This is a genomic window from Onishia taeanensis (genome assembly GCF_013349955.1).
Taxonomy (GTDB): Bacteria; Pseudomonadota; Gammaproteobacteria; order Pseudomonadales; family Halomonadaceae; genus Onishia; species Onishia taeanensis_B.
Map to the genome: position 1 here is coordinate 34,389 of NZ_JABVXC010000016.1, position 21,367 is coordinate 55,755.

The 21,367-nt window shown below is 54.3% G+C and carries 15 protein-coding genes and 1 pseudogene; 11 read left to right on the forward strand and 5 right to left on the reverse strand.

From position 1 onward, the window contains the following. The first annotated feature begins 10 nt into the window (after positions 1-10). Genes HUS66_RS15805 through HUS66_RS15820 form a run of 4 tightly spaced genes read left to right on the forward strand, consistent with a single transcriptional unit; the run spans position 11 to position 10,014 of the window. A complete protein-coding gene (locus tag HUS66_RS15805) occupies positions 11-3,724 on the forward strand; it encodes a DUF6079 family protein (protein WP_175072159.1) in 3,714 nt (1,237 codons plus the stop codon). Continuing rightward, positions 3,724-6,570, forward strand: coding sequence for a BREX-2 system phosphatase PglZ (gene pglZ, locus HUS66_RS15810; protein ID WP_175072160.1), 2,847 nt, complete (start codon positions 3,724-3,726; stop codon positions 6,568-6,570). The genes HUS66_RS15805 and pglZ overlap by 1 nt, the downstream gene beginning before the upstream one ends. A 10-nt stretch (positions 6,571-6,580) precedes the next feature. Then, positions 6,581-7,900: a BREX system ATP-binding protein BrxD gene (gene brxD, locus HUS66_RS15815; protein ID WP_175072161.1), complete on the forward strand. Its 1,320-nt coding sequence runs from the start codon at positions 6,581-6,583 to the stop codon at positions 7,898-7,900. Next, the gene (locus tag HUS66_RS15820; RefSeq protein WP_175072162.1) at positions 7,897-10,014 is read left to right on the forward strand and encodes a DEAD/DEAH box helicase; all 2,118 of its coding nucleotides are present in this window, start codon (positions 7,897-7,899) and stop codon (positions 10,012-10,014) included. Before brxD ends, HUS66_RS15820 begins: the two co-directional genes overlap by 4 nt. Positions 10,015-10,205: 191 nt before the next feature. Here the strand turns inward: HUS66_RS15820 and HUS66_RS15825 are convergent, their stop codons facing one another. Then, positions 10,206-10,472: a hypothetical protein gene (locus HUS66_RS15825; protein ID WP_175072163.1), complete on the reverse strand. Its 267-nt coding sequence runs from the start codon at positions 10,470-10,472 to the stop codon at positions 10,206-10,208. Between the two features lie 464 nt (positions 10,473-10,936). On the opposite strand from HUS66_RS15825, the gene HUS66_RS18045 reads away from it, so the two are divergent. Then, entirely contained in the window at positions 10,937-11,908 is a 972-nt protein-coding gene (locus HUS66_RS18045; RefSeq protein ID WP_175072164.1) for a restriction endonuclease, read from the forward strand. Positions 11,909-12,261: 353 nt separating this feature from the next. Here the strand turns inward: HUS66_RS18045 and HUS66_RS15835 are convergent, their stop codons facing one another. Together HUS66_RS15835 and HUS66_RS15840 are read right to left on the reverse strand one after the other, a co-directional pair. Next, positions 12,262-12,606, reverse strand: a complete 345-nt coding sequence (locus HUS66_RS15835) for a hypothetical protein (RefSeq protein ID WP_175072165.1) — start codon at positions 12,604-12,606, stop codon at positions 12,262-12,264. A 384-nt stretch (positions 12,607-12,990) separates the two neighbouring features. Next, a complete protein-coding gene (locus HUS66_RS15840) occupies positions 12,991-14,184 on the reverse strand; it encodes a tyrosine-type recombinase/integrase (RefSeq protein ID WP_175072166.1) in 1,194 nt (397 codons plus the stop codon). A gap of 439 nt (positions 14,185-14,623) precedes the next feature. Here HUS66_RS15840 and HUS66_RS15845 point away from each other — a divergent pair, with 439 nt between their 5' ends. Genes HUS66_RS15845 through HUS66_RS15860 form a run of 4 tightly spaced genes read left to right on the forward strand, consistent with a single transcriptional unit; the run spans position 14,624 to position 18,087 of the window. Continuing rightward, the gene (locus tag HUS66_RS15845) at positions 14,624-15,046 is read left to right on the forward strand and encodes a S24 family peptidase (RefSeq protein ID WP_175072167.1); all 423 of its coding nucleotides are present in this window, start codon (positions 14,624-14,626) and stop codon (positions 15,044-15,046) included. Between the two features lie 18 nt (positions 15,047-15,064). Then, the gene (locus tag HUS66_RS15850; protein WP_175072168.1) at positions 15,065-16,369 is read left to right on the forward strand and encodes a DNA methyltransferase; all 1,305 of its coding nucleotides are present in this window, start codon (positions 15,065-15,067) and stop codon (positions 16,367-16,369) included. Beyond that, positions 16,366-17,415, forward strand: a complete 1,050-nt coding sequence (locus HUS66_RS15855) for a DUF262 domain-containing protein (RefSeq protein WP_175072169.1) — start codon at positions 16,366-16,368, stop codon at positions 17,413-17,415. Before HUS66_RS15850 ends, HUS66_RS15855 begins: the two co-directional genes overlap by 4 nt. A gap of 3 nt (positions 17,416-17,418) precedes the next feature. Continuing rightward, positions 17,419-18,087, forward strand: coding sequence for a hypothetical protein (locus HUS66_RS15860; protein WP_175072170.1), 669 nt, complete (start codon positions 17,419-17,421; stop codon positions 18,085-18,087). A 38-nt stretch (positions 18,088-18,125) separates the two neighbouring features. Here the strand turns inward: HUS66_RS15860 and HUS66_RS15865 are convergent, their stop codons facing one another. After that, positions 18,126-18,533 (reverse strand): DUF4113 domain-containing protein, encoded by a 408-nt coding sequence (locus HUS66_RS15865; protein ID WP_254628866.1) that lies wholly within the window; start codon positions 18,531-18,533, stop codon positions 18,126-18,128. A gap of 440 nt (positions 18,534-18,973) precedes the next feature. Here HUS66_RS15865 and HUS66_RS15870 point away from each other — a divergent pair, with 440 nt between their 5' ends. Continuing rightward, a complete protein-coding gene (locus HUS66_RS15870; protein ID WP_175072171.1) occupies positions 18,974-19,243 on the forward strand; it encodes a hypothetical protein in 270 nt (89 codons plus the stop codon). A gap of 2 nt (positions 19,244-19,245) precedes the next feature. Continuing rightward, on the forward strand, positions 19,246-20,133 hold the full coding sequence (locus HUS66_RS15875; protein ID WP_175072172.1) for a hypothetical protein: 888 nt from the start codon (positions 19,246-19,248) through the stop codon (positions 20,131-20,133). Positions 20,134-20,355: 222 nt separating this feature from the next. Here the strand turns inward: HUS66_RS15875 and HUS66_RS15880 are convergent. Continuing rightward, positions 20,356-21,195 (reverse strand): annotated as a pseudogene (locus tag HUS66_RS15880) (LysR substrate-binding domain-containing protein); the annotation flags it as partial. Between the last annotated feature and the right edge of the window lie 172 nt (positions 21,196-21,367).

Below are 21,367 nucleotides of genomic sequence, written 5' to 3' on the forward strand. Positions count from 1 at the left end.
GAAACGCTTCATGACACTGATTAAAGAGTTGATCGAGATCCCCGAGAAGGTCCAGCGAGGGGATTTCGTGCTCAACCTCTCCCAGGGGCTGGAGGGTGAGGCTATCCACCAGACTCTGGCCCAGTATGTGGTGACGCCGCAGCTGGCCAAGGCCTTCGACGAGGCCCTGGCCTTCATCAAGAGCACGGTGGCCGACAACCAGAATCGTCAGAAGGGCGCCTATCTGCACGGCAGCTTCGGTAGCGGTAAGTCACACTTCATGGCGGTGCTGCACCTGCTGCTGCAGGGTAACTCCGAAGCCCGGGCGATCAAGGAACTCGCGCCTGCCGTCAGCCGTCATGATGACTGGCTGCAGCAGCACAACATCCTGCTGGTGCCCTACCACATGATCGGGGCGCCCAGCATCGAGGCGGGCATCCTCGGTGGCTATGTGCGCTACATCAGAAAGCGCCACCCGGAGGCTCCCCAACCGGGCTTTTACCTGAGTGACCGCCTGTTCCGCGATGCTGAGGGAATGCGCAGCAAGCTGGGCGATGACACCTTCTTCGAGATCCTCAATCAGGAGGATGCTGGCCTGGCTGATGACGATGGCTGGGGTGAGGTGGGCGACGAGCGCTGGACGCCGCAGAGTTTCGAGGCGGTGCTGCAGGGGCGGGCCAGCATGGAGGACCACACCGCGCTGGTCTCGGCGCTGGTGGGCACCTTCTTCCAGTCCATGAGCGACCTGGCCAATTCCTCCAGCGATGAGCTGAAGTCCGGTGAGAAAGTCGGCTACGTCGACTTCGACGAGGGCCTGCGCATCATGACCCAGCATGCCAAGTCGCTGGGCTATGATGCTGTGGTGCTGTTCCTCGATGAGCTGATCCTGTGGCTGGCCAGCCACATCTCCGACCACCAGTTCATCGCCAATAACATCCAGAAGGTGGTGAAGCTGGTGGAGCCCAGCGAGCCCCGGGCGCTGCCCGTGGCGAGTTTTATCGCCCGTCAGCGCGACCTGCGCGAGTTTGTCGGTGAGCAGACGGTGGGCGCCGACCAGGTAGCCCTGAGTGACTCCCTCAAGTACTGGGAGGGGCGCTTCCACACCATCAAGCTGGAAGACCGCAACCTGCCGGTGATTGCCCAGCGGCGCCTGCTCAAGCCCAAGGATGAAGTCGCACGGCAGCAGATTCAGCAGGCCTTCGATGCCATCGACAAGAGTTTGCGCGACGAGGTGCACAACGTCCTGCTGACCTCCCAGGGCGACCGGGAGATGTTCCGTGAGCTCTACCCCTTCAGCCCGGCGCTGATCCAGGCCCTGGTGGCGCTCTCCTCGGCGCTGCAGCGCGAGCGAACCGCCCTGAAGGTGATGCTGATGCTGCTGGTGGAGCAGCGCGATACCCTGAAGCTGGGAGGGGTGATCCCGGTAGGGGATCTCTACGATGTGATTGCCTCCGAGGCGGAGCCCTTCTCCGAGCAAATGCGCGCCCACTTCGAAAACGCCAAACAGTTGTTCGAGCGCAAGCTGATTCCGATGCTGGAGGCCGAACATGGGATCAGCTACGCCGAGTTCCAGGCCTTGCCTGCCGGCGATGCCAAGGCACGGGCTTTCAACAATGACCTGCGGCTGCTCAAGACGCTGCTGCTGGCGGCGCTGGTGCCCGAGGTGGAGTGCTTTAAGCAGCTCACTGCCCATAAGCTGGCCGCCCTCAACCACGGCACCATTAAGTCGCCGATTCCCGGCCGTGAGGCCCAGGCGGTGCTGACCCGCTGCCAGCGCTGGGGCGGTCAGGTCGGCGAGATCAAGGTCTCCGAGAAGAGCAGTAACCCGACCATCGGCATTCAGATCGCTGGGGTCGATACCGAGAGCATCCTCGAGCAGGCGCAGATCCACGACAGCGATGGCTCTCGCCGCAAGATGATCAAGGACCTTGTGTTCGAGGCCTTCGGCATCCATGACGATGGTCAGCTGTTCATTGAGCACCGTTGGCTGTGGCGAGGCACCTTGCGGCATGTCGACGTGCTGTTCCAGAACGTGCGCGAGATCGACGACTTCAACACCTTCGAGTCCAACGGCGACGATTGGAAGCTGATCGTCGACTTCCCCTTCGATACCGGTAACCATTCGCCGGCAGATGATCGCGCTCGGGTGCAGGAGTATCTCGACGCCGACAGAAGCTCTCGCACCCTGTGCTGGCTGCCCTATTTCCTCAGCCAGTCGGCTCAGCGCGATCTGGGCATCTTGGTGCGACTCGACTACGTGCTCAAGAGCGACGACCGCTTTAGTTCCTTCAGCAAGCACCTGACGCCGGTGGACCGGGCCCAGGCACGCACCCTGCTGGAGAACCAGCGCAGCCAGCTTCATCAGCGCCTCAAGGATTGCCTGTTGGGCGCGTATGGCGGCAGCTCACCCGTGCCGGGTAGCCTGGATGATTCAGTCACCATTGACGAGCAGGTGATGTCCCTGGAGCCGAGCTTCAAGCCGCGCTTGCCGCATGGGGTGAATCTTGGCCAGGCCTTCGAGCAGCTGCTCGACCAGGCGCTGCGCTTCCAGTATCCCGACCACCCCGAGTTCAAGACCGAGGTGCGAGTCAACGACCTAGGCAAGGTGCTGGCGGAGATCCGCCGCGGAGTGCATGCCCCTAACGGACGCATTGATGTGGAAGGCTCGCTGCGTGGCCTGATGGAGAAGATCGCCGAACCGTTGGGGCTCGGCACCATGCACGAGCGCCATTTCGTGTTCAAACCTGACTGGCCAAATCTGTTGCGCACTAACCTGGCCAAGATGGGGCAGGGCAATACCTCGCTCAGCGTGGCGCAGTTGCGCAGTGCCATTGACTACCCCGACCCCAGGGGGCTACCCAGCGAGGTGCAGAACCTGCTGATCCTGGTGTTCATGGAGCACGGCCAGTACGCCTGCCAGATGCATGGTCAGGAATACGACCCGAGCCTCAAGGATCTGCCGGACAGTCTTGTGCTCAGCAAGCAGGAACTGGCCGAGCCCTCGTTGTGGAGAGGCGCGCTCGACAAGGCCGGCGCGATCCTAGGCGTGACCCTGCGCAGCCAACTGCTCACCGCCAATCATCAGAATGAGCTGATCAAGCAGGTACGTGAGGAGGCAGAGGCGTATCTCCATAGCGCCGAGACGCTAGTGGAGGTGCTTCGTCAGCGCCTTGCCCAGCTTGGCGTCAGCGACCAGGGGCAACGCCTATCCACGGCCGAGTACGCCCTGACGCTGATGAACCAGCTGCGGGACCTGGAGGGTACGGCGCTGGTCGAGGCACTGGCCAACAGTGAGGCGCCCAGCTCGGATCAGGCGCTGGGGCGTAGCCTCAAGACCGCGCAGGAGGTGGCCAGCCGGATCAAGCACAACAACTGGGCTCTGCTGGAGAAGATCTGGAAGGGAGGCAATGCCGAGGCGCAGGCGATCAAAGAGCGCGTGATTGAGGCGCTCAAGGCGGACGAGCTCGCCAAGCCCATCGGCCCAGTGATGGATCGTGCCCAGGAAGATGCGACCGCGCTTATTGCGCCGACGCCCCCCGTGGTCGACCCGCCAAAGCCGCCTGGTGGTGAAGGTGGTGGCACCGGCTCTGGCCCCATCAAGCGAGTGGTGCGCCAGGAACAGCGCCATAGCCTCACTCGTCAGCAGGCAAAGCAGCTCTTCGCTGAGCTCGAGGCCCAGCTGTCGGATGACCAGGAGCTGGATGTGGACTTTACGATCACGACCCGTGAAGGGCAGGATGCCTGATGCCGGCCACGCGACTCACTCGACATGCCGATACGCTGCCCGGCGCGATCTACAACCAGCTTCAGGCCATCCTGCAGCGTGCCCCCGACGCCGACAGGGTGGCGCTGCTGTGGCGCGATCCGCTGCAGCCTGAGGAGCAGGTCCGCCAGATCGGTGCTCAGACGGTCAAGCTCGTCTGGTGCCCCTCCGAGCTCGCCATGCGCGAAGCGCTGGTCTCTCATGATGATCCGGAGAAGCGAAGTCTGGAGAAACAAGGCCCTGAGAAGCTGGTGATCCTGGCCAACCTGGATCAAAGCCAGCTGGGTAAGGATGTATTGGCCCGTCTGTGGAAAAACGAGCCGCAGCGTATCAGCCCCTGGCGCACCCTCGAGCAGCTGGCTCGGGTGCAGACCATCGATCCGCGGCTGACGCGCCATCACCGCTGGATGGCGGATGCGTTGCTGAACAGCTTCGACCGTTTCGAGGGCCATATCGTCTTCGGCGAGGTGCTGGACCAGGAGACGGCTTGGCAGGCACTGGCCTGGGGCTATCTGGATTACACCGAGGCCAAGCCGGAACTGCCGGCACTCTTCCGCTGGTCGTTGCAGGAGTCGGCCAAGCGGCGAGTCGAGGCGTTGCCCGACAGCATGCGCTCGCACCTGGGGGAGTGGCTGCAACCCGAGTTGCCGCGTACGGGGGAAGTGGTAGAGACGCTCCTGCGAGAAGGCCATGCCCATGAACTGCTCGCCGTCGGTCTGGCCTGCAGCGTGATGTATGCCAGCGAGCTCGAAGCCGCAGAGGAGATGACCGCACAGGTGATTTATTCGGGCCGCGGGCGGTTCATCGAACGCTATCTGGATGGGCGGAAGTTCTCTCCCAGCGAACTCAAGACATTTGGTCGCGAGGCGATGGACACGGCGCAGTCGCTGCTACGTCATCAGGGGCTGAAAGCGATCAGCGTGAGCCTGAGCCAGGCGGAGCAGATCCTGGCCAGTCTGGATTTCATGCCGGCCCTGGGGATCTCGCCACTGCTGCCGGGGGCGCTGATGCAACGCCTGGATGCCTTCGCGGCCAACCTCGACAAGGCTCTGGAAAAGGGAGGCAAGCCGCCGCTAGTGGCCCAGGCCGAGCAGGCCTGGGAGCACCTTCAGGCCCACACGCTTGCCCATGAAACCCAGCGTCATGACCAGATGCGCCGTGCCGAGATGGCGCTTCGGCTGCTGCGCTGGCTGGGGCAGGCGTCCCCCTCTGTGACCGGTACCGCGCCACAGATGCTCAGTCAGTACATCAGTGACGGCAGTTTCGTGGATTGGGCGCGGACCCAGCTCTGGGCGGGGGAAGATCACGAAGCACTGGCACGTGTCTATGCCTCGCTCTCAGAGGCGGTCGCTCAGCGCCGTGAGCAGCAGAATCATGGCTTTGCCCGGCATCTTCCGGCTATTGCTCGCGGGGACAGTTTACCTCCCACCCTTGTGCCGGTGGAGAGCGCGCTGGAAACGGTCGTCGCGCCGATTCTGGCCAAAAAGAAGCCGACGCTGCTGCTGGTGTTGGATGGCATGAACGAGGCCGTCCACCGAGAGCTGCAGGAAGACCTGGCCGCCTATGGGTGGATCGAGGTGAGTGAACAGGCTGACCCGCCGCCGCGCTGCCTGGTCTCTGCGCTGCCCTCGGCCACCGAGTTTAGCCGCTGCACGTTGCTGTCCGGCGCCTTGGTGAGAGGCAATTCGGCCCAGGAAAAGCAGGCCTTCGCCGGCAACAACAAGCTGAGACAGCAGCTGTCGACGCGCTTCCCGCCGGTGCTGCTGCACAAGCAAGACATACAACAGCCGGGAAGCGGCGGCCTGGCCCCCGAGGCCAGGGCCCGCATCGCCGGTACCGAGCACAAGCTGGTAGGAGTGGTGATCAATGCCATCGATGATCAACTCTCCAGCAGTTCTCAGGTGGTGGTGCACTGGAATCTGCAGTCGACGCTTCCCATGCTGCGCCAGGTGCTGGAAGCCGCGCGCGAGGGTGGGCGTGCGGTGGTCATTACCAGTGACCATGGCCACGTGCTTGATCATGACTCCCAGTTTTCCCAGCCTCAGGTCGAGACGCACAACGGCGAGCGCTATCGGGAGGAGGGGGCCCCGCCCGGTGATCAGGAGGCAGAGGTTAGTGGGCCACGCGTCCTGACCGCATCACAGCGTGCCGTGGTGCCCTGGTCGGAGAAGCTGCGCTATACCAAGAGCCGCAACCGTGGCTATCACGGCGGTGGCAGTCTGCAGGAAGTGGTCATTCCTCTCGGCATCTACATCAGTGCGAGTGATCCGGCGGGCATGCCAGGGTGGAGCGAGTTGCCGCGCAGCTTGCCGACCTGGTGGCACAACGAGCCGCAGAGCGTAAACGTGGATGGCACAGTGGCCGAGGCCCCTGCTGAGGCGTCGGCCAAGGCGGGGCGTAAGGCAAAAAAGCCTGCCGAGCCCGATACCTCCATGCCGGACTTGTTCGCCGAGTCGACTCCGCCGCAAAGTGCTCCTGTTGAGGAGCAAGAGCATCATCTCTCCGTTGAGCCGGTGGATACACGCAATTGGATCGATGACCTGTTTGCGTCACCGGTTTTTGAGCAGAACTTCCAACGTGCCGGGCGCGTGCCGGTGACCAACGAGCAGATCCGCCGCTTGCTGGAGTTGCTCGATCAGGGCAAGGGCAGCGTCATGGAGGCCCAGGTGGCCAAGCGCCTGGAAATTCCTAGCATCCGCCTACGAGGTTTCCTATCCGCGATTCAGAAGATTCTCAACGTGGATGGCTACCCAGTGCTGAAGACTGATCGGGAAAGCCGTACCGTGGTGTTGGACAAGGAATCGCTCAAGCTCCAGTTTGAGCTGTAAGGAGTTCTTCGTGAGTATCAGCCGCCAGCGCAGTCAGGACATCATCGATGCATTACGTCGTGGTACCGTGCCCCAATACGGCCTAGATGCCCTGGCGGTGGGGTTGGGCCACCTGGAGCAGGCCTTCGATGATGAGCTGGCCAAGGTGGTTCGGGGTGGCGCCGTGTTCAAGGCGATCCGTGGCGAGTATGGCAGCGGCAAGACATTCGTCAGTCGCTGGTTTCGCGAGCGCGCCCATGGTCTCGGCTTTGCGTGTGCCGAGGTGCAGGTCTCCGAGACCGAGACTCCGCTGCATCGCCTGGAGACCGTCTATCGGCGGCTCATGGAGCGGCTGACTACGGCGGATTCCCCCACTGGTGCCTTCCGCAGCATCATCGAATCCTGGTTCTACACCCTGGAAGAAGACGTGCTGTCCCAACAGTCGATTGATCCCGATGATGTGGAAGCTCTGGTGGAGGCCACCGACCGGCTGATGGAGCAGCGCCTGGGTGAGGTGGTTCGCTCGGCCCCTGCCTTCTCCCTGACGCTTCGCGCCTACCGCAAGGCCCTGCTGGAGGGCGAGGAGGAGATCGCTGATGGGCTACTGGCCTGGATGGCGGGGCAGCCCAACATCGCGGCCGCGGTGAAGCGCTACGCGCGCATCAAGGGCGATATCGACCACTTCGGTGCCCTGAGCTTCCTCCAGGGCATTCTGACCATCCTCAAGGACTCCGGGCACCCCGGCCTGCTGCTGGTACTCGATGAGGTCGAGACGCTGCAGCGCATGCGTGGAGACGTACGCGACAAGAGCCTCAACGCGCTGCGGCAGCTGATGGATGAGATCGACAGCGGTCGCTTCCCGGGGCTTTACCTGGTGATGACCGGCACCACGGCCTTCTTCGAAGGGCCCATGGGTGTGCAGCGCCTACCGCCTCTCGCTCAGCGTTTGGCGGTGGACTTTGCCACCGACGCTCGTTTCGATAACCCGCGTGCCGTTCAGATCCGGCTGAAGGGCTTCGATACTGGCCTGCTCCAGGAGGTGGGCTGCAAGGTCCGCGACCTTTATGCCGCCAACAGCGAGGTACCCGAGCGGGTTCTCTCCCGGGCCGATGATACCTATGTCGCGAGCCTGGCGATGGCAGTGACCGGCGACCTGGGTGGCAAGATCGGTATCGCCCCGCGAATCTTCCTCAAGAAGCTGGTAGGGGAGGTGCTGGACCGCATCGACCAGTTCGAGGAGTTCGACCCGCGTCAGCACTATGCCCTGACGATATCTGACACCGAGTTGTCGCCTGTCGAGCGTGCCGCCCGCGGTGCCGAATCGACGGATGATATCGAGCTGGATCTATGAGTTCGTTCGATCGGCTCCATCCGGCTCTCCAGCATCACATTGTGAATAGCTTGGGATGGCCGCGCCTCCGCCCTCTACAGGAGGCGACCATCGATCCTGTACTGCGAGGGGAGCATGCAATCCTGTTGGCCCCTACCGCCGGCGGCAAGACTGAAGCAGCATGTTTCCCAATCCTTTCGCGTATGCTCTCGGAAAACTGGGACGGTATCAGCGTCCTCTATCTCTGCCCGATCAAAGCGCTGCTCAACAATCTGCTGCCGCGTCTCGAATACTACGCTGGCTTGCTGGGTCGCAGCGTAGCGCTCTGGCATGGAGACGTCAGTGCCTCGCGCAAGGCGAAGATCGTCGCAGACCCTCCCGATATTCTGCTTACCACGCCAGAGTCGCTGGAGGCGATGCTGATCTCCTCTCGCATCGACCACCGATGGCTGCTCGGGCGGGTTCGCAGCGTGATCGTAGATGAAGTGCATGCCTTCGCTGGCGATGACCGTGGATGGCATTTGCTTTCCCTCGTCGAACGTATCCAGGGGCTCGCAGGCCATGAAGTCCAACGCCTTGGTCTTTCTGCGACCGTCGGCAACCCTGAGGCACTGTGTGATTGGTTGGCCGGTGGCAGCCAGGCCAGCCGCAGTGTCATCAATCCGTTGTCAGAGAGTGCAAAAACATCGGATGTTCAACTCGACTGGGTCGGTTCGCTGAAGAATGCCGCCATTGTCATCTCACGCCTGCACCGAGGTGAAAAGCGGTTGGTGTTCGTAGACAGCCGTTCCCGAGTGGAATTGCTCACCATGGAGCTACGTGGTCTGGGTGTTAACACCTTCGTCTCTCACAGTAGTCTCAGCCTCGAGGAGCGCAAAGCTGCAGAGAGCGCCTTTGCCGAGGGTTCGAACTGCGTCATCGTGGCAACAAGTACTCTGGAGCTGGGTATCGATGTCGGCGACCTGGACCGAGTGATTCAGGTCGATGCGCCTTTCAGCGTCAGCTCATTCCTGCAGCGTATCGGGCGCACCGGACGCAGAGCCGATGTGGCACGGAACTGCCTATTCCTGGCGACAACCGAAGACGCCTTCCTCAGAAGCATCGGGCTGCTTTCCCTTTGGCGTTCCGGTTTTGTGGAGCCCATTGAACCACCAGCGCTCCCCCTGCACATTTATGCCCAGCAGGTCATGGCGCTGTGCCTGCAGGAGCGAGGCATCATCGAGACGGATATCGAGCGCTGGATCGGCAAGATGCCTGGCTTCCAGCGGATTGCACCTGAGCAGCGCAGAGACGTGCTCCGCTACATGGTGGATACCGGCATTCTGCATAGTGACGGCGGCATGCTGGGAATTGGTGACAAAGGGGAGCGTTCCTTCGGATACCAGTACTTCATGGAGCTCGTTTCTGTCTTCACGACACCACCGATGGTGAAGGTCTTCCATGGCAAACAGGAGCTTGGCGAAGTCCACGAACTGACGTTTGCGGTGCGTGATTCGGACAGTCCGGCTCTGCTTACGCTGGGAGGAAGAAACTGGTCTACCACCTATGTGGACTGGCCGAGACGGCGGGCCTACGTAGAGCCCACGGAGCTAAAGGGGCGCTCACAGTGGCTAGGCTCAGGGCAACCCATGCACTTTGCCCTCTGTCAGGCGATCGAGGCAAATCTGCTCTCTGAAAATACCCCCGAGAGCTACTCGAAGCGAGCCGCGACCCTGCTCGAAGGTCTGCGAGAGGAATTCGGCTGGCTGGAGTCGGGGCAGACCACGGTACTGATTGATAGCGATCGCAACGCCACTTGGTGGACCTTCGCAGGCGCCGTCTTCAATGCGGCCATGGCCGATGCTCTGGGTGACCTGGCGGAAAGGGTCAGCTCCGATAACCTGGCGGTATCGCTAAGCAAGGTTGTCGACGCGTCGCGGCTGCGTGAACGAATCCGGTGGTTGCTGGATGTTGAAGATGAGGAGTTGGTGCAGGTGCCACTGGATGCTGGGTTTATTCAGGAACTAAAGTTTTCTGAGTGCATGCCACAGGAGCTTGTAGAAGAGGAGCTCTTAGCAAGGTATTTCTGTGATAGTGAGAAAATATCTCTCTCCGATAGGCAGATGGTAATGATAAACTCACTGATTTATGGTTAAAATAGTTGATTTTAGATGAATCAGGGGTTGGGTGTGTTGTGACTTATTGAAAATTTTGGACCTCTTGCCGTGCGTTAGAAAGCGAAAGATGAAATCACACTGCCAGAAACAGGCATCCAATTTCTGGCAGGGCTTAAGAAAGCTAAAGGTGGAGTTCAATCTGAAGATAAAACATAATCCGTAAAGGCTGGTTATTGTGCGCAAAAAACACAAACAGTTTCCAAGGATATATCGACTTTTGCAGCATTCTCTTCGGAGCAGTATGAAGGGTCATTTACGCTTATTTGATTAGAATCCATCTGCTCGTGAGATAGATACAACGTTGCATCCCCCTCGGTGAGTTCAAGGACTTCTATCTGCTCTTGTGTAAGGTCGAAAATTTCAAGATAAAACGTCTGCTCCCCCTTGCAGTCAGGGTCGCAGTGATCTGTACAAGGTAGGGTGACAGCATTAGACATGGGAATTTCTCCTGTTCAGGCTGAAGCGACTGCTTCAGTTCGAAACTAGTCTATTCCCCGCTGCCCACTGCACGTCAAGAGCCTGAGGAGATTTGTACTATATAGGACATCCTTGGACAAAAATTAATAAGGGCAGTTGCTTTTTTGGCTGTCGAAATTGGGGAGTTGGTCAATGTCTGGGCATGGGGTTCCTCCCAATGAGTCATTGTGATAGCTACAATGCCAATGACAGGTTGGAGCTGCTTTGGGAAGAGGGCGTCGAGGGAAGAGTTGTCTAGATATATGCAATAGGGGCGAATCTATTTGCTAGCAGTTTTTCCGAGGATTTTTTCAGCCAGAAAAATCTTGTTTTATTGCAGTTCTTATTTATAATTATGGTTGTCTGGCTAGCTAAGTTGGTCAGTATTGTTTTTCAGGGAAAATAGGGGCTATAAAGATTAAAGGTCATAGAAAGGGAGAGTGCTGTGGCGAGGGTGATACTGGTAAGAAGCCCGCTTGAATTAGCAAAACAAGATCAGGCTGGCTATGGCTGGCCACAAATGAATTTTTCAGAGCACTCATCTGCTGAGTCTCTGATGGCAGCATTTCGTGACCAAGGTATCGAGATAGGTAGGAAAGGAAACCAAATCCGGCGATTCTTTAATATTCGTTCCGGAGACTTGATAGTGGTGCCCGTCGCTCGCGCTATCCTGCTTGCTAGAGCTACTGGCGAAAAAAGCTTTGGACTAGATGTCGGCTATGGAGAAAACCGCGTCGGCGCAAAATATCTGCGGGGTTCAGATGGGACCATAAAAAGGATTACTCGCGACGATCTCTCCACCGCCCTTGAGACTCGGCTAAAAATTCGGATGGCAGTCGCATCGCTGGATGAGTTTTTAGATGAAATTGAAAAGCTTTACGATCGGTTAGAGACTAGCGGTTTCAGTAACATCAACAGCCAGCATGAAGCTGAGAACAGTGAAGCAATTGATGCTTTCAAGAAAACCTTGTTAGAGCGTATTCAAGAAGGAAGCACCTTCCTTTCTGGAGGCGGAAATGGAATGGAAATGCTGGTGATGGAGCTCTTGAAGCTAGAAGGGTATGATGTTCACCGACCCAGCAAGCAACACTACGAAGGCATTGCAGATGCCGATATTGAGGCTTACCGAAAGGATCGATTCAATCCTACAAAGCTCCTTATTCAAGTAAAGCATCATCAGGGCACTACGGGTGCTCACGGCATCCGCCAACTCGCCGCAATTGATGAGGACGACGCTCAGCGCTGGCTTATCACTACAGCCATCTCAGGAGAAAGCACAAAGGCATTAGCTGAGAAAGATGGTATCCAGATAATGGATGGAGCTGACTTTGTCGATTGGCTCTTCGAACATTGCCAAAACTTATCTGTTGTCACACGTAGCCGACTGGGGCTTTCCGATGTCCCTGTGCTGCTTTAGCAGTGTGACTGAGGGAGGGGGATGAACTATTTCAATGAGTTCGAATAACGTCGGCTAGACCAGTTCAGATTAATGTGCCCGTCTGATGGCTTGATGGCTGGGGAATAGTTTTTTTCTCTGATAACTATGGCCGATTATGTAAGTCGAAATAATGTCTGGATTGGGGGCTATTAGTCGGCTAGAAGATGGAGGTTGAATTTAATTTTAGGTGATTTCTTGACGATTTCTTGGCGTTTAGTGATTATTAATATCATGAATAGATGGTGGTTGTATTGAGCAAGGAGAGTTTTGCAGCCAAGTTTCGAGTAGATTGCGCCAGAAAAACATGCTTGCCGATCAGGATGAGAATTTTTTTATTTTGTTACGCCAAAGATACGGGAAATGAAAGGTAGTATTTTGGTTCCTGTCTTTAATATTTCGAATGTGGCCCAGTCGCCATAGCGTAGGTACAATGCATTTTTCACGCCATCAGCATTTTTGTAATTTTCCTTTTTTAATCCGGCAACAACAGAAGTTCCAAATTTAAGCCTTTCATTAAGGGAGTTGTATGCTTCTTCTGTAGATGTGCTGATTAATTTGAATTTTATGCTGTAAATGTTATTTTCGTCTTTAGAGAAAAGTATAAGCAACGGTGTGTCAAGGTCATGATAATTCAGAGACTGTGCGAGTTTTACGTTATCAGTAGGTTGTCCTGGCACGTTTACTAAAAAGTCCGTTCGTTTCGTAGGGAGCTGCTGATTAATATGGAGGGGTGTGGGAGTTATTTCAGTAGGCGGGCGTATAGCAAATACAGCAAAGTTTTCTCCCGTGATATGGTGTAATGCAGTCCAATAATCATTATCCCTTAGTACTTTTTCATATGTGCATGTTTTTCGGTATAAATCACAACTCCAAAAAGACTGGCTACATCTGGTTGATTGTCATATTTTTCCAGGAATTTTTCTAAACCTTCAATGTTTTTCATTTTAACTTTTTATCTACGAGGGTGAATTTAATGTGCATGACCTTTGAATGTATACAGAAATATCCTGGTTGACAACCATCGCACCAGCATGAAGAAGAGTGCCCAGCTTCGCCTGGTTTTAAAATGTGATGAAGTCAGCCCAGTCCTGCATCATCGCCCGCCGCTTCTCGAACAGGTCTCCACGACGGTAGGCCGCTTCTACCTTGTTCTCGATAGTGTGGGCGAGAGCCATCTCAGCGACGTCACGGGGATAGCTGGTAACTTCGCCCGTCCAGTCGCGAAAGCTTGATCGGAAACCATGGGGTACGTAGTCGCCACGCTCGCCACCCTGGCCATAGCCCATGCCACGCATTAGTTGCAGCATGGCCATGTTGGAAAGGGGGCGTCCATAGCGAGCACCAGGGAAGACATAGGGACTGCCCTGTACCTTCGGCAGCTTTGTTAACAGCTCCACTGCTTGCCGTGACAGCGGCACACGGTGTTCGCGGCGAGCCTTCATCCGGTCAGCTGGAATCGTCCAGGTCTCATTGTCGAGGTCAATCTCTGGCCACTCCGAACGTAGCACTTCCGAGGTGCGTGTGGCCGTCAGCATCAGGAACTGCAGCGCCTTGGAGGAGGTGCTGGTGTAGCCCTGGATCTCGGTCATGAAGTCGGCGACCTTCTCGTATGGCATGGCCGGGTGGTGGGTCACCTTCTTGACCCGTGATGGCTTGGCCAACAGCTTGTCGAGGTGCCCACGCCAGCGGGCCGGGTTCACAGGGTCTCGGTAGTTGTGCGCCGCGGCGTAGTCGAGGACGTTCTCAATCCGGCCTTGCACCCGCTTGGCCGTTTCGGTCTTGCTGGTCCAGATCGGTGACAGGATCTTCAGGACGTCCTGGGTGGTGACATCATCAACAGGCTTGCTTCCGATGACCGGTCGAGCGAAGGCCTTCAACGTGCTCACCCATTGCCGTGCGTGCTTGGCGTTCCGCCAGCTGTGGCGGTGAGACATGATGTAGCGGGCGGCACAGCTGGTGAAGGTGGGCTTGGCCTCGTCTACTTGCTCTTCTTCTACCTTGGCCTCAAGGGGATCAAGGCCTTCCTTGATGAGGGTACGATTCTTGCCAGCACGAGCTCGCGCTTCAGCAAGGCTGACGTCTGAATGGCTACCAAGGCCCATGTCACGAAGCTTGCCATTGCGCCGGAACCGATAGATCCAGCTTGCTCCCCCTTTCTTGCCAATTTTGAGGTACAGGCCCTCACCATCGTTGGTCAACCCGGGCTTGGCCTCCCTGATCAGCTTCTGTACCCCACGTGTGGTGAGCTTGCCCATGGCCGCCTCCTCGTTGTCGGAAGGGGCAGCGTACCATACCCTAGCCCATACTCCAGCCCATACTTTGACTCTGCAAATGCCAGTACGGCCTTGGATCTTGCTGGACAAAAAACACAAAAAAATATAGCTAAAACAATGATTAAGTGGTTTTTATTGGACTTTTATGTAATCTATATAAGCGGACTCCCCCTCCGCCACGAATATCGAGAAAGCCGCTGATTTCAGCGGCTTTTTCTTTATCTGTAACTTTTTGACCTACACTTTGACCCCCACCTAATACCTGCTTTCCATAGGCCCCCTCGAGACGTCCTTGGACGACCGTCCTTTCCAGGCCCTAGCACAACCCTCAGCCATATCCCCCTTGGTCGGTTATCGCTAATTCAGACATGACAGTCGCACCTGTCTTAGGTAGTGTCCTCCTAAGTGTTGTGAGTGGACGTTGGTTGTTGAGGCGCACTTTCTTCTCGAATGCATCCACACCGCGGCCGGCGATGGCCGTCCGCTCGAGCGGGAGGAAGTCGAGTCCACGCTGTACTTCCCCTCCGAGCAGCCCACCGCCCAGGGCCTCGATCCGGCCCAGGTGGTCGGGGTGAAGGTTCGCGGCGACTCGATGGGTGGCACGCTGCCTGATGGTGACTGGGTGCTGGTGGACCGCAGCAGCCGCGACCCGCACCCGGAGGGGGTGTTCTTGCTTCTAGTGGGTGGCGAGCGTCGGATTAAACGTGTACAACGTGTCGCGGGCGGCGCCTGGCTGCTGATCAGCGACAACCCGAGGTATGAGAAGGAGCTGATCAAGCCTCAGGACATGAAAGATGTTGAAATCCTCGGGCGATGCGAGATTCGCATAGGAAAAATTAACTGAATTGTTGAGATTTTTTGAATGAACGGTGCGATTTCCAGCCCGAAGCTAGGCCTTAAACAAGAAGTCGGTGCGGCTTCTTGGTATAAATATTATGCTGGTTATTCCTCGCATTTTGTTTCTGATATCCTCAAGCATTTCACTGTTGAGGGCCAGACCGTCCTCGATCCTTGGAATGGCGCGGGTACGACTACTTACGTGTCGAATCTTCTTGATCGGTCGTCAATTGGCGTGGATATTAATCCTGCGTTAGTGTGCGTGGCTAAGGCAAAGTTATTAGAGCCTAATGTATCAGCTAGCTTGCTCCCTTTAGCTTCGAAGATCACTAAAGCTTCGATGGATTATCAAGATCCTGCATTACCTGATGATGGTCTTTTTCATTGGTTTGAAGGTGGCGCTGTTAAATGTTTGCGTGCTATAGAGTTAAGCATTCTGCGTCATTTGGTGGACGAAGACTTGTCATTTGACCAAATGATGAAGAGTCCATGCAAGGGGGCGGTCACTCCGCTGTCTGGATTTTTCTATGTTGCTCTTTTTCGTGCTGTGAGAAGCTTGATATCACCCTTTAAGACTTCAAATCCAACTTGGATAAAAGTGGCAAAAAAGCCTGAAGACAGGCTTAGGGTTAGTGCAGAAAATATTGTGCTAGAGTTTAAGAAGGAAGTTTTTGAAATGGCGGGCTCCCTAGATGGTTTGCAGGGAGGGATTGAGCGCCAGTGTATAACTGATATTAGAGTAGGTAACTCAAAGCATCTAGATATTCGAAATGGTGTTGTTGATTTTGTTCTTACATCACCGCCTTACTGTACTCGTATAAATTATGTTAGAGCTACTCTTCCAGAGCTTTGTGTGGCTCTTAAGAACGATCCTTTAAAAGACGAGGAGTTGCAGGCGCATACCATCGGCGCCACAACAAATCGTAAGGGTATTGCTGCTGATGAAAGTTTTTTTGAGTCAGTTGGTGGTACTTGTGAGGACACGATTAATAGTATCGCGCGTCATCCGTCAAAAGCATCTTCTACGTATTACTACGAGTATTTTGTGAATTACTTTAAGGGTCTTGTGGCTTCTATGTCCGAGACTGAGCGTGTTCTTGCTCCGGGTGGTAAAGCTGCATTTGTCGTTCAAGATTCATTTTATAAGGATGTTCATATCGATCTTCCTAAGATTGTGATGGAGATCGGTGAAGGAATGATTTTAAAAGCTGAGAATCTTTATTCGCACTTGGATAATGCTCCGTTTTCTCTTATTCATAAGCATGGGAAAAAATATAGAGATGCGTCTAAAGCTACAGAAAGCGTTATTTTGTTGGAGAAAAGTTCATGAGGATTAATGACACTTCAACCACTGTTGTGGAATACTGCAATGCAATGGATCGGGGGGAGATAAAAATAAATAGAGATTATCAGAGAAATTCCAAAGTATGGCCCGTGGCGGCAAGGTCTTTTCTCGTTGAAACCATACTCCTTGATTATCCTATCCCTAAGTTTTTTCTTTACCAATCAACAAACATAAAAACTAGGCAGACTATCAAAGAGATAGTGGATGGTCAGCAGCGCAGTAGCACCATTTACGATTTTTTTCATGGTAACTTTAGAGTCTCTAGAACGTCAGAGGTTATAGAGGCTCGAGGTAAGCTTTATGAAGAGTTGGATGAAGAGCTTCAGCAGAAGTTTCTAGAATACACTCTGTCTATTGATTTGTTTATTTCAGCGTCTACTGCACAAATTCGAGAAGCTTTTAGGAGAATGAATTCATACAACGTTCCTCTTAACGCTGAAGAACATAGGCATGCTGTATATCAGGGTGAATTCAAATGGGTTGTATATCAGATAGCTAGAGATTATAGCACTAGCCTAAGAGATATAGGTGTATTCACTGATTCGCAACTAATTCGAATGCAGGACGTGAAGCTGTTTTGTGAAGTGATTCATTCAATGATATTCGGCATTAAAACAACAAAAAAAGCGGACCTTGATAAGCTTTATAAAGCTTATGATGAAGAAGGTAGTATACCGGACAAGAATGCCAAACTAGAAGTTATAGATTATGCTGTTAATTATTGCTTGGAACTTGAGGATATTCATAAGTCATCTCTTATGAAGCCGCATGTTTTTTATTCCCTTTTGCTTGCTGTAGCTCATTGTCGGTTTGATCTTCCTGAGCTTGAGGAGATTTTTAATTTAGATGGCAAACAGAGGCGTGACCAGTTTGATATGCTATCAAGGTTAACTCAGCTGTCTGAAGCTGTTTCAGGTGATGAGGAGACCTCTGTCTACCCTGAAATGGTAAGAGCTTGTTCTGGTGGGACTAACGTTAAAGATAAAAGGGAAGCACGCGTTCGACTTTTCTGCGAAGCAATCATGGTATGATGTATGCGCCCATCATCACACTTAAATAAAAGTTATAATAAGTTTTTAAAGAAAAGCAATAGGCTTAGAGATGACGTGGTAAAGGCGCAGTCTCTTTCTTTTAGAGAGAGAGACTTGGTTCTTGGCTATACTGTCCTTCAGTTCCATAACTTATGGGCAGCTTACTGTAGAACTATAGCTCTATCCGCGTACTATAAAGCGAATAGCTCGTCAGGCAAAACTTCATTCTCAGTTCCTGCCTCTGCAAGAACGAATTGTAGAGATCTGGAGAGCTATATATATGACTTCACCATTCTATGTAAGCCGTTCTTAGCCAAAAAAAATCCTTCTCCACCAATTCAGTCGCGGCTTGAGCCAGCTTGGCATAATATTGATATATTGTATGATGGTCTTTCGTGGTTTTCATACAGTAATATTAATGGTGTTGATGCGGCAAGAAGTTTCTATAATGGTGTGACTAATCATGTTACAGCGGCTAGAAATTTCTATGCGCACAAAAAGAAAGATACAAATGAAAAGCTGGTTAGCCTTGTGAGGCGAGAATATACAGTAGCATTTTCACATGATGAGCATGTTACTGATATTCTTTTCAAGCGACCTAGAGGTGAGGCCACTCCTCTGGCTGTCTATTGGATTGATGTTGTTAAAAGTGGGGCTGGTTTGATGGTTTGAGATTTTTATCAACTAAGCTATCTGTTTTTGATCAACAGTCATGCTCTGGCAGAAAAAAGCTCATTCCATCTGGTTGTCCAGCGCGGCGAGCGGTGCGTGCAGCGCAGGTGCCAGGCCGCGTTCTGGCGCGGCACGCCAAGGCGCACGGTGCCCTTGCCCATCTTTCCGTTCACCTTGTCCAGGGCGGCCATCAGCTTGTGGTCGCGCTCGCGCTGGGCCTCCCGCTCAGGCGTGTCGAGTAGCGAGAGCTGCTCGCGGTTGGCGTCCACCAGGTCGAGCAGCATCACCACGGCCTTCATGAAGCGATACCCGCGGCGATAGATCGCCTCGAGCCCCTGCTGGGCGGCGGCCAGGATCGGCCGGCTGTCGTCAGGGGGCTCGGGCAGCTTGACGACGCTGGGCGAGTACTGGGGGCAGGTAATCCAACTGAAGGAGCGCGAGGTCATGATGCTTTGGTGGGGCTCGCTTGCTTCGTTAAACTCGATGCAGGGCGTGCCAAGGAGATCACGCACGGTGGGCTTGAGGGTGGCAAATCCGCCTCAGCACTGCGGAATGCCAGGTTAGTGGCTTGGCAGTGATTATGGATGCCTTCCTGCCAGTATTGTAACTGGCGACCGAAATCATAGGAGGGCATCACATCCGCCCACTCGATGCAGTGTGCTTTGGTTGCTTGCGTACCTGGTAGCCGCAACTATCGAGATCCGGCTCCCCTCCAAGGTGAAATTGCGGTCGCAATAGAGTGACTCGTGCTGATCGTTAGACTTGGGCTTCAGCGATTCGATTTGCTGCCGAAAGAGAAGTAACCGGATCCGCTATTGCGTATATAGATGCAATGCTTGAGAAGACTCAATCGCCGAAAGACGTGTTCCATAGGGGAGTGGTAGTGATGAAGAAGAGCCAAGGAAGGGCGCGTGATTTACAAGATGGAAAGAGGAAATATGTTAAATTTGATTTAGGCGGTATAGTTGCGTTCTCCGCATTTTCTGGCGTAATAATAAGCATTATTTTTGTATACACCTATCTGAAAATGATGGGAAGGAGTGATCTTTTCGTAGATGTGGTCGCTGGTGGTAATGTTACAAGCTATATATTGGCACTAGGTTCACTATTCGGTTTTTTAGCTTTTTGGTGTTTGTTCTTCCTTCATACATGCTGATAATGGCGAATGACCTTTCTAAGGCTTTTGTTCCTAAGAGAAAAAGGGGCTATCTACATGTTAGCTTGATGATTAGTTGCTGTTTAGTCATCTTTTTAATGTTGGCGGCGGTGGTGTGCGCTGCGTATAGTGGTGTTGAGGATTTTGTTATTTATAGCATGACTGCTTCGGCAGTTTTATGTCTGGTGCTATCTTGTTGTTGGTTTAAAAGAAAATATTATCGCCCATCCTTGGTGTTGGGAGAAAAGAAGGGGTGGAGAAATTACAAGTTGCCAGCTTTTTTCTTTTGTATTATGTTGGCTTTCTTGATATTTTCTAGCTCTTTATATACTTATTTTGTTGCAAAGGTTGTTCTGGAGCTTAGGAGTTGGGATGATGATGTTAGTTCATTGGTGATGGCATTTTTTTTAAGCACTGCCAATATGCTTGCAACTCTGATTCCTGCAGCGCTATATTTTGTAAGCGCGGATAATAAAGCTTCCAAAAGGATGGCCGCTTTTTCTATTGGCTTTTTATTGTTTGTTTTCTGTCTAGTGTTCTCTGTACCAAAGGTCATGGATGTGGCTAGATATAACGTAGCTAGGGTGATAGGTGCTAACGACTCAAATACTTGGGTTTACAAGATTATTGACCAAGATCTAGGCGTGGCTTTTTCATATCCAAGTTGGGATGGTTCATATGACGCTGAGAGTAATGAGCTTAGCGCAAAGCTGTTATATGGCATGGGGCGTATGAAAGTGCTATGCCCAAAAGATGCTGAGATTGATCTTAGGAAAGAAAGTTATACTCCTGAGGATTCTATGAGTTGCGTGCTAGTTGATTCTGAAAAGGTGATGAAAATTAAACCACTGCACAATAGTGACGAGGTAGGAGATAATGTTGATAGCTAGAAAATCAATATCTCGCATGAAGCTTGCGTTATAAATCCGCTTACACTAGGTGTACAGTGATGGTTTCGCCTGACACATGCCTCCGTGGGCTCCTATAATTAAGTAGTGTTTTCCGACGTTTTCAGGGCTCTTTCTTCGTTGTCTTGGGGAGCCCATTTTTGAAGACGGCATAGGGCGTCATCCCCTTCATGGTACCCCCGCCTGTACAGTGATGATCGTCGTCTACAAAGACCAGATATCTTCCAGCACACCGCGCACGGCGGCGATGACTGGTTCGTCGCGCCGCTCCTTGAGCCATACGAAGCTCAGTGCACAGGGCAGGCTGATGCCTTTGGCAACCACAAGCCCGCGTTCCTGGCGCTCCTGCAGGGCATTGGCATCACGGGCCAGGGCGAGGCCGATGCCAGCTCGTACCAGGTCGATCATGCAGGGTTCCTGATCGACCTGGGCCACGCGGTTCGGTGTGAGTCCATGTGCCAGCATCCGTTGCGTCAGTAGCCGGTAGTGAACGGAGCGCGGCGGGGTGACGATCCAGGGCAGGGCGGCCAGGCTGGGCCAGTCGGTGCGTGCCAGGCGTGATGACCAGCCGTCCGGGGCGATGACCTTGTAGTCGAAATGCGTCAGTTCGATCATCTCCACCACCGGTGCCCCTTCTCCGGTTTCCGGCATTTGGCCGGGCGACTCCAGGTAGAAGCCAACATCCAGTTCGCGTTTCAGCAGTGATTCGAGCACATAGCCGCTGGTGCCGTGGTGCAGCTCGGTCTCGACCTGAGGGATCCGCTGCACTAGTCGGTGCAGCAAGGCGCCTAGGCGAATGAATTCGGGGTCGACGATGGTGCCGATGCGCAGGCATCCGCGCAGCGTCTCGTGCATCGACTGGGCGCTGATCTGCTCAGGGCTCCATTCGTCCCGCAGCTGTCGGGTTATCCAACGGATCAGGCTGGGCAAGCGCTTGGCCGTCTTCCCAACAAGTCTACGTCGCCGGTCGCTGAGAGTCGGAGCCTGCTCCGGATCATAACCATGGCAGACAGCGTTTCGACGGATCTCCAGACTGACCGTGCTGCAGTCGTTCTATGAATCCAACAACTATGTCAACGCCAATGAAGGTTGTCCGCTTTTCATCAGTTCAGATTGTCCGATTTATGTCAGTGCTTTTTCATCGGAACAGATTCAGGCTCGTGTGAGGGGTCGTCCTCCTTCGTCGTTGGTGTCGTCACCAGACCGGCTCGTCGCT